Source organism: Polynucleobacter sp. 35-46-11 (assembly GCF_002281105.1).
The window spans coordinates 1-3474 of record NZ_NCFJ01000271.1; the positions used below are offsets into that span (position 1 = coordinate 1).

Below are 3474 nucleotides of genomic sequence, written 5' to 3' on the forward strand. Positions count from 1 at the left end.
GCTAAGCCAAGTAGAATAAGGCCTAGCTGGCGGTCAAGTCCGCTAAAAATACTCAGAAAAATATTTTTTATTTTTTCTATGGCGCTCTTTTCCATTCAGGAATCTCCTTTGGCCATTTACCTTCAAGATAAAAATCAAGCGCTTTACGTGCAATTGGAGCGGCATGCTGAGCCCCAAAACCAGCATTCTCAACAACCATGGCAATGGCGATTGTTGGTTTTTCAGCGGGAGCAAAAGCAACATACAAAGCATGGTCTCGTAAGAATTCTGCCGTGGAACCATGGTGATATTCTTTCGAGTTCAAGCTAAATACTTGTGCCGTTCCAGTCTTGCCTCCTGCTTGATAAGTTGTACCTTTAAAAACGGAGGCAGAAGTTCCCGAATTATTTACCTCAACCATCGCTTTCTTGATGGTCTCAATATTCTCAGGCACAAGATCAATGCGATAACTTTCTTTTGGGGTCGTGAGAGTGCGATGTCTAGTGAAGGGATCTTCAATTGCCTTAACCAAGTGCGGCTTCATCACAATACCGTTATTTGCGAGATTGGCCATCGCATGCGCCAGCTGCAAAATCGTAAATGCGTTGTAACCCTGGCCAATACCTAAAGAAATTGTTTCTCCTTCGTACCACTTTTGCTGCTCTGGTTTTTTAAAAGTATTTTTCTTCCATTCGGTTGATGGCAATACGCCTTTTGATTCACCCTGTAGGTCGATGCCAGTAATTTGACCAAAGCCAAATGGCTTCAGAAAGTCATGCATCAAGTTGACGCCCATATCACGCGCCAAAAGGTAGTAGTAAGTGTCGCAAGATTCAACAATAGACTTTTGCATGTCTACCAAACCGTGACCTCCTTTTTTGTCATCTCGAAAAGTATGATTACCAAATTCAAAATAGCCTGGGTCTGAGATCGTTTGAGTCGGGGTGCGTTTTTTGGTTTCCAAAGCGGCAAGAGCCATAAAGGGTTTGTATGTTGATCCTGGCGGGTAGATCCCTTTAAGTGGGCGGTTGTAGAGTGGCTTTTGTGGGGAGTCATTCAACTCCTTCCAGGTCACTGAATCAATGCCCTCTACAAAATCATTAGGATTAAAGTTGGGCTTTGATACAAAGGCCAATATATCGCCAGTCTCTGGCTCAATTGCCACAAATGCACCGCGGAAATTTCCATAGAGCTGTTCAACCAAATATTGCAGCTTGATATCAACCGATAGCACTACGTTTTTTCCTGGAACCGATGGTGAACTTGCGAGGGTACGTACTGGTTTGCCCCCTGCAGTAATTTCAACCTCATCGTACCCTGGTGTGCCACGTAATACTGTTTCGTAACTTTGCTCTATGCCAATCTTCCCGACATATTGAATCCCTGGTAGAAATGAAGTTTGGAGCGCGTCAGGATCACCGGCTTTGGAATTATCGATTTCAACTTGCATGCGCTCGATATCGCGTTTGGAAGCACGCCCAATATAGCCAATCAGATGCGAGGCTAGTTCGTTGTAAGGGTACTCGCGAAAGCTTCGTGCACGTATTTCAACACCCGGAAAGCGATAGCGATTAGCCATAAATCGCGCTGTTTCGGATTCAGTAAGCATCGATCTCAGGGGAAAGGTGCCCATTTTTCTAGAATCTTCAAGTGAGCGCTTGAAATTCCGACGATCCCTAGGGGAAATCAATACGATTTGGGAGAGCTCATCAATGAGCTCATCAACATTACCTTTTAGCTCTTCAGCATTCACATCCAAAGTCAATGCTGAGTAGTTTCGGCCAATAACAATCCCATTTCGATCGATCAATAGACCGCGATTTGCGGGGGCAGGAACAAGGGCAATACGATTACTTTCTGCTAGCAGAGCATATTTGCCATGGCTTACCAGTTGTAGCCATACCAATCGAGTGATGAGTAGGAGGAAGCAAAAGGTAACAAACAAGGTCGCAATATGAATGCGCTCTTGAAATGAATCGAGGTTTGGTTTTTTAAATGAAACCATGCAGCGCTTTAAAGCGGACGATTGTGGTCAACATCAATAGGTCGACGTTGGGGCGAAAGCAAAATTTGCGTTGCTACAGGCCATAGCAATGTCTCAATCATTGCTTGGACAGCACCAGTTAATGCCCACCAATAGACTTCACCACTCAATAGCCAGTGGGTGATTACGGGGAATAATGAAACTAGTAAGAAAATCGGCAGTAAGTGCATCGCCTGGGTGAGAACATTCAAAACAATGATTCGTCTATGCCAAGAGATCGCAAGGTAGGCGACCAATGAGTAGCTAAAAGCATGCAAGCCCAGCAGATCAGAGTTATGCACATCCATCAAGAGCCCAAGAAAGAATGCGGTGCCCACCCCAATATAGCGATGTTGATGGATATTCCAAAAGACGATACAAATAATGAGCCAGTCGGGAACCCAGCTGTAATTACCAATTGGCAGCAGTGAAAGCAACAGCGCACAAAGTAAGCTGAAATAAATAAAGACTGGATTAACCGGTCGCAGAATATAGCCGCTTTGAAAATCAATCATTGCATGCCTCGCGCACGAGTTTGACGGCGACCTGGAGCGTTAACTATCGGTGCGCCTAATTTATTGCTGCCAGTAGAAGCATTGGCATCCCACTGGGGGTCATAAAGAAGGGCTAAAGCCTGGCGATAGCGATTGACGGGGGCAATTGGCACACAAAAGACATTCGATGAGTTTTTATCAGCATTACGCTCAATGCGACTAATGACTGCAACGGCAAAACCTGGCGGATAAACGCCGTCGATACCTGAGGTAATGAGTACGTCACCTACTTCTAAATCACTGGCCACGGGTAAATAGCGAAGCTCTAAGGGGTTGCCGCGCCCAGCTCCAAATACCGCTGCTCTCAAGCCATTGCGAGCCACCTGTACAGGCACTGCAAAGTCACGATCCTCTAATAAAGAAACCTCGGCAGAGTTATTGTAGAGACGCACTACTTGACCCAAGATACCGGAGTCGTTGGCTATTGGACTGCCTTGCTTTATTCCGTCGGCACTTCCCCGATTAATCACAATCCGTTGAGAAATTGGATTGGGTGGATTGAATAAAATTTCCACCGACAATGTTTTATAGGGAACTTGATTTTGTAAGTCGATGAGCTGACGCAAATTTTGATTTTCTATTAAAAGAAATTCAGATTGATTCGCAAGCAGAGAAAGTTCAGCTTGGCGGACTTTCATCTCTTGGTTTTCTTTATCGAGTGTTCCGCGACTAGTGAAATATTCTGATGTCGCTTCATAAACATTGCGCGGCATCATCATCACATACTCTAGTGGGCGCAACAGCCAGTTGACATTGTTGCGAATTGGATCGAGTGCCTTATAGCGAAAATCGATCAACATCAATGCGATGCTGATCGACAAGCAGACAATCAGTTTGACTAAAGCCGGAACGCCTTGTCTGAAAAGAGGAGGAGCGCTATGTTGCAATTCCCTAATCGACGCTTAGGTCAATTACTCT

3 protein-coding genes are annotated in these 3474 nt (G+C 45.0%); all 3 read right to left on the bottom strand.

The annotated features are described in order from the left end of the window. Positions 1-76 precede the first annotated feature (76 nt). From mrdA to mreC, 3 genes are read right to left on the bottom strand one after another with little or no spacing between them, the layout of a single operon-like run. Positions 77-1984 carry a penicillin-binding protein 2 gene (gene mrdA, locus B7Y67_RS13305; RefSeq protein WP_215302225.1) on the bottom strand — a complete coding sequence of 636 codons (1908 nt, stop codon included), beginning with the start codon at positions 1982-1984 and terminating at the stop codon, positions 77-79. 8 nt (positions 1985-1992) lie between these two features. Continuing rightward, complete coding sequence (gene mreD / locus B7Y67_RS13310) at positions 1993-2517, bottom strand: rod shape-determining protein MreD (protein WP_215302223.1); 525 nt, start codon at positions 2515-2517, stop codon at positions 1993-1995. Then, positions 2514-3443, bottom strand: coding sequence for a rod shape-determining protein MreC (mreC, locus tag B7Y67_RS13315; protein ID WP_293599066.1), 930 nt, complete (start codon positions 3441-3443; stop codon positions 2514-2516). Before mreC ends, mreD begins: the two co-directional genes overlap by 4 nt. Between the last annotated feature and the right edge of the window lie 31 nt (positions 3444-3474).

Excerpts from the sequence above, each read along its gene's own strand:
- mrdA (WP_215302225.1), bottom strand. The coding sequence starts at position 1,984 with ATGGTTTCATTTAAAAAACCAAACCTCGATTCATTTCAAGAGCGCATT.
- mreD (WP_215302223.1), bottom strand. The coding sequence starts at position 2,517 with ATGATTGATTTTCAAAGCGGCTATATTCTGCGACCGGTTAATCCAGTC.